4 protein-coding genes are annotated in these 5,759 nt (G+C 68.1%); 3 read left to right on the plus strand and 1 reads right to left on the minus strand.

Annotated features, from left to right (window positions below):
• Positions 1–15: 15 nt before the first annotated feature.
• Positions 16–1,599 (minus strand): Hint domain-containing protein, encoded by a 1,584-nt coding sequence (locus QQK83_RS18610; RefSeq protein WP_284266845.1) that lies wholly within the window; start codon positions 1,597–1,599, stop codon positions 16–18.
• Between the two features lie 262 nt (positions 1,600–1,861).
• Here QQK83_RS18610 and dapE point away from each other — a divergent pair, with 262 nt between their 5' ends.
• The 3 genes from dapE to QQK83_RS18625 all read left to right on the plus strand — a co-directional run.
• Complete coding sequence (dapE, locus tag QQK83_RS18615) at positions 1,862–3,010, plus strand: succinyl-diaminopimelate desuccinylase (RefSeq protein ID WP_284266846.1); 1,149 nt, start codon at positions 1,862–1,864, stop codon at positions 3,008–3,010.
• Between the two features lie 129 nt (positions 3,011–3,139).
• Positions 3,140–5,404: a ribonuclease R gene (rnr, locus tag QQK83_RS18620; protein WP_284266847.1), complete on the plus strand. Its 2,265-nt coding sequence runs from the start codon at positions 3,140–3,142 to the stop codon at positions 5,402–5,404.
• Positions 5,405–5,545: 141 nt separating this feature from the next.
• A partial coding sequence (locus tag QQK83_RS18625; protein ID WP_284266848.1) for a hypothetical protein occupies positions 5,546–5,759 on the plus strand: 214 nt, incomplete at its 3' end.

The following is a 5,759-nucleotide window of genomic DNA, read 5'->3' on the forward strand; positions in this document are numbered from 1 at the left end:
GTGCCGCCGACGCGCTCACGCGGCACCCGCCCGGAGGATGCGGGCCTCGTGCGCGCGCAGGGCGCTGCGCGCCGAGATGCCGTAGCCGCGGCGCGTCGCGGGGTCGATCCGCGGAAACAGCGCCAACACCTCGGCCTGCACGCCCTTGTCCAGCGCCGAAAGGATATGCGGACCGGGCAGGAAGCTCTCGGTCGCCATGCCCTCGGCATAGATGATCTCGTGCCGGTCGAAGAGCAGGTGGACATACTCCACCTCGCCCCCCGCCTGCACGCGCACCGAGCAGCCGTTGACAAGGTCCTTGGCCGCGACCAGCACCTCGTCCTCGCCGAACATCAGCTCCGCCATCCAATGCGTCACGAGGATCCGGTGCTGCGGCGAGACGACAAGCCGCCGATGCGCCCCGAAGGTCCCGGCCTCGATCACGATGGGCGCGAACCGCCCCTCGGCCGCCACCCGGCGGCGTCCGATCCAGCGCAGCGGCTGCAGGCCGTTGTCGCGCGTCTCGACCAGGTCGCCGATCCGCAGCGTCTCGATCCGGCGCTCGCCCTCGGCCGTGCGGATCAGCGTGCCCGGCGTGAAGCAGGGCACGGTCGTCACCGTGACGAAGGCCGTGTCGCTCAGCCCGTCGGCGTTTTCCGCCGTGTAGCTGAAATTCGTGCCGACCGGGCCGGACAGGCCCGTCAGCCCGGCGGGCGGCACGATCTGCAGCGTGCCATCGGCCAGAAGCGTGATGCCGTGCCCGCTGGACAGCGTCACCGTGTCACCCGCGCTCACGCGCACGCCGTTGACATGGGTCACCACCGCCAGGCCCACGCCATTGCCGTCATTGGCAAGGACATCGACCACCGCGACCTGCTGCTCGTTCAGCGTGATGGTGTCGTCGGCCGCGACGAAGGCCCCCTGCACGGAATTCGCGGCGATCAGCACGGCACTGTCGATGCTGCTGTCGCCCACGTCCGTGATCCCCAGCGTCAGCGTGTTGATCTGCCCCGCATTCACCGGGATCGCCACCGACAGGGTGACGGTGAACCCGTCCATCTCGGTGTTGTAGGCGTCGCCGGTGTTGTTGATGAACAGCGTGCCGTTCTCGGACTGGTTGACCGAGTTGATCTGCGTCACGTCGAGGATCGGCGAGGTGACGAGCTGGCCGTTGATCCATATGCCGAAGGCGTCATTGTAGAGCGACCCGGTGTATTCCGGGTATTCATCCGAGGCGAAGACGAACTGGATCGACAGCACATCGCCCGTCGGGATGAAGGTGGTTTCCAGCACCGCCGCATCCCAGGTCGAACTGCCGGTGATCGCGTCGAAGAGCGGGTCGTTGTTCGCCCCCGACGAATTGAACGAAATGCTGCTGCTGCGGTTCGGATCGCCCGAGCCCTGGGTGAAATTCGCCACGTTCCCGGTGGTCAGGATCACCCCGCTGTCCGAGGGCGTCACCCCCGGCGTGATGCTGTCGCCGTTGGTGTAGATCCCCGACGACCGCGTGTCGCCCTCGTATCTTGCACCCAGAACCGTGACATCGTCGCCGAAGATGGTCTGCGCCATCTCGAGCGCCGACGCGAAGCGATCGATATCGAGCTCCTGCCCGGTCGCCATCACCACCTACCATGCCTCAAGGCCGGAAGGTCAGGTCTCTCGGCACGAACAGGCCGCGGGCACCCCCGCGACCCCGTCTTTCGTATCCGATGCGGTCTCTGCCGCTGCCTGCCCCGACACTATTTTTTACTATTTATGTCAAAAGTATATCTCCCGATTGTTCAAAAGTTTACCTTTTGATGAGGCCATCGCCCGCGTCCTGCCCTTTTGTGCCTTTGCCGCCACAGGTATACCCGTGGCCACCGCCAGACGGAGACGCGCCATGCCCATCGATCCCGCCCGCCTCACCGCCGATCTCGTCCGTTGCCCCTCGGTCACACCCGAGGAAGGCGGCGCGCTCACGCTTCTGCAGGGGATGCTGGAACGCGCGGGCTTCGCCTGCACCCGCGTCGACCGCAACGGCACCCCCAATCTCTTCGCCCGCTGGGGCGACCGGGGCGCGGCGCGCAGCTTCGGCTTCAACGGTCACACCGATGTGGTGCCCGTGGGGGACGAGGCGGCCTGGACCCACCCGCCCTTCTCGGCCCATGAAGAGGACGGCTGGCTCTACGGCCGCGGCGCGACCGACATGAAATCCGGCGTCGCCGCCTTCGTCGCCGCCGCCATCGACCACGTCACCGTCACGCCCCCCGAGGGCGCGATCCTCATCGCCATCACCGGCGACGAAGAGGGGCCGGGCCGCGACGGCACCATCGCCATCCTCGACTGGATGAAGACCGGGGGCGAACAGATGGACATCTGCATCGTGGGCGAGCCGACCAGCGTCGAAACCATCGGCGACATGATCAAGATCGGCCGCCGCGGCTCGATGACCGCCCATTTCGAGGTGATCGGCAAACAGGGCCATTCCGCCTATCTGCACAAGGCGCTGAACCCGATGCCCGCCGTCGCCCTGCTGGCGCATCGCCTGTCGTCGCATGTCCTCGACGCGGGCACCGACCATTTCGACCCCTCCACCCTCTCGGTCACCACGATCGACACCGGCAACCCGGCCTCCAACGTCATCCCCGCGCGCAGCCGGATGACCGTGAACCTGCGCTTCAACGACCTGCACAGCGGCACCACCCTGACCGACTGGCTCAGGGCCGAGGCCGACCGCGTCGCCGATGAGACCGGCACCCGGATCGAGATGACCGCCCAGGTCTCGGGCGAGGCCTTCCTCACGCCGCCCGGCGATCTCTCGGCGCTGGTCACCCGCGCCATCGGGCAGGAAACCAACCAGTCCCCGGTGCTGTCGACCACCGGCGGCACCTCGGACGCGCGGTTCGTCAAGGATCACTGCGCCGTGGTGGAGTTTGGCCTCGTCGGCCACCGCATGCACCAGGTCGACGAACGCGTCCGCATCCAGGACATCCACGACCTCAAACGCATCTACGCCCGCATGCTCACCGATTACTTCACCCCCCGTTAAGGTTAACGCGCGCCCCCTCCCATCTTCATCCTCCAAATATGGCCGCCGGAGGCTCCCGCACCCTCAACCCGCGCCAAGGCCCGCCGATTCCCGCATGACGGCCCCACCGGGCCATGATAGGCCGGTCCCATGGCCAAGCTTCCCACCCGCGACCAGGTCCTCGCCTGGATTTCCGAACACCCCCACGCGACGTCGAAACGCGACATCGCCAAGGCCTTCGGCATCAAGGGTGCCGCGCGCATCGACCTCAAGCGCCTCCTCAAGGAGCTGGAGGAGGACGGCCACCTCGAGAAGCGCCGCAAGACCTACCGCGACCCCGACAGGCTGCCGCCCGTGTCGGTCCTGCAGGTGCTCGCCCCCGACGATCTCGGCGATCTCTTCGCGCGTCCCCTGGAATGGCAGGGCGAGGGCCCCGAGCCGCGCATCCTCTTTTCCGCCCGCGCCACCGATCCCGCCGTGGGCCAGGGCGACCGCATCCTCGCCCGCCTGCAGGAGGTGCAGGGCGAAGACCACCAGTATGTCGCCCGCCTGATCCGCAAGATCGGCACCAACCCCCGCCGCCTGCTGGGCATCTTCCGCGCGGGCGCCGAGGGCGGCCGCATCCTGCCCATCTCCAAGGGCGCCGATACCGAATGGCAGGTCCGCCCCGGCGACACCCATGGTGCCAAGGACGGCGAACTGGTCGAGGCCGAACAGGCCGGCCCGAAATCCCGCATGGGCGCGCCCCGCGCGCGCATTGTCACGCGCCTCGGCGATCCGGGTGCCGCGCGCGCCGTCAGCCTGATCGCCATCCATGAATACGGCATCCCCGATGCCTTCCCCGACGCCGTGATCGAGGAGGCCGACGCCGCGAAACCCGCGGGCCTGCAGGGCCGCGAAGACCTGCGCGACATGCCGCTGGTCACCATCGACCCGTCGGACGCGCGCGACCATGACGACGCCTGCTACGCCCATGCCGACGACGACCCGAAGAACAAGGGCGGCCATGTCATCTGGGTCGCCATCGCCGATGTTGCCCATTACGTCCGCCCCGGCTCGGCGCTGGACCGCGAGGCGAAGAAGCGCGGCAATTCCAGCTATTTCCCCGACCGCGTCGTGCCGATGCTGCCCGACCGGCTGTCGGGCGACCTGTGCTCGCTGCACGAGGGCGTGCCGCGCGCCTGCCTCGCCGTGCGCATGGTGATCGACGCCGAAGGCAACAAGATCGGGCACGCGTTTGTCCGCGGCCTCATGCGCTCCGTCGCATCCCTGAACTACGAAGAGGTGCAGGCCGCCCAGGACGGCACCCCGAACGACAAGACCGGCCCGCTGCTCGAGCCCGTCATCGCGCCGCTCTTCGCCGCCTACGAGGCGCTCGCCGCCGCGCGCAAGCGCCGCCAGCCGCTCGACCTCGACCTGCCCGAGCGCCGGATCGAGCTGAGCGAGGAGGGCGAGGTTCTGTCGGTCGGCTTCAAGGACCGGCTCGACGCCCATAAACTCATAGAAGAATTCATGGTGCTGGCCAATGTCGCCGCCGCCGAGACCCTGATCGCCAAGCGCCAGCCGCTGCTCTTCCGCGTCCACGAGGAACCCAGCCCCGAGAAACTCGACGCCCTGCGTGAGGTCGCCGCCGCTTCGGGCTTCACCCTGGCAAAGGGGCAGGTCCTGCACACCAGCCAGCTCAACCGCCTTCTGGCCGACGCCGAGGGGACCGAGTTCGACGAGCTGATCAACATGTCGACCCTGCGCTCCATGCAGCAGGCCTATTACAACCCCGAAAACTTCGGCCATTTCGGCCTTGCGCTGAAGGCCTACGCCCATTTCACCTCGCCGATCCGGCGCTATTCCGACCTGATCGTGCATCGCGCGCTGATCTCGGCCCATGGCTGGGGCCGCGACGGCCTGTCGCTCGAGGAGATCGAGAGCCTCGACGCCACCGCCAAGCATATCTCCGAGACCGAGCGCCGTTCGATGGCCGCCGAGCGCGACACCGCCGACCGCTACCTTGCCGCCTATCTGTCGGACCGCGTCGGCAGCACCTTCACCGGGCGCATCTCGGGCATCGCCCGCTTCGGCGCCTTCGTGAAGCTGGACGAGACCGGGGCCGACGGCCTTCTGCCGATGCGCGCGATCGGGAACGAGTATTTCCACTTCGACGCCGAGACCCAGACGCTGATGGGCTCGGACAGCGGCCTGACCATCGGCATCGGCGACCGCGTGACGGTGAAACTGGCCGAGGCCGTGCCGGTCACCGGCGGCCTGGTCCTCGACCTGGTCGAGATCGACGGGCGGCAGGCCCCGGTGCGCCGCGGGCGCGGCAAACCCGGTGGGCCGATGCGGCGCAAGGCCGGGCAATCGGCAAGGAAACGCGCAGGTCTTCGCAAGAAAACGCCGAGCCGCAAGGGCGGGCGTTAAGCAGCTTTTAACGGATCGCAGGCCAGATTACGCCCATCGCGCCGGAACTGGACCGGAATCGCCACCCAATTCCGGCGTTTCGGCTATAATGTTTCGAAATCGAGCACAGCGTAACCAGCACAGTCGGACACAAGACAGAACATGCGCCGCTTTCTCCCAGCATGGCTTGCCGGGCTTCTGACCCTGGCCCTGCCCCTGTCACACGCCTTGCCCGCGGCGGCGCTTCCGCCTGCGGCTTCGCTCCGGCCCGAGATGCGGCCGTTGGACGGGACGCGCCCGGCCCCCACCCGCGTCACCGTCTCGAGCCAGGCGACCCGCCTTGCCGTCGCGCGCTCGCTGCGCCCGCTGACGCGCG

This window comes from Roseicyclus amphidinii (assembly GCF_030163755.1).
Lineage (GTDB): Bacteria > Pseudomonadota > Alphaproteobacteria > Rhodobacterales > Rhodobacteraceae > Roseicyclus > Roseicyclus amphidinii.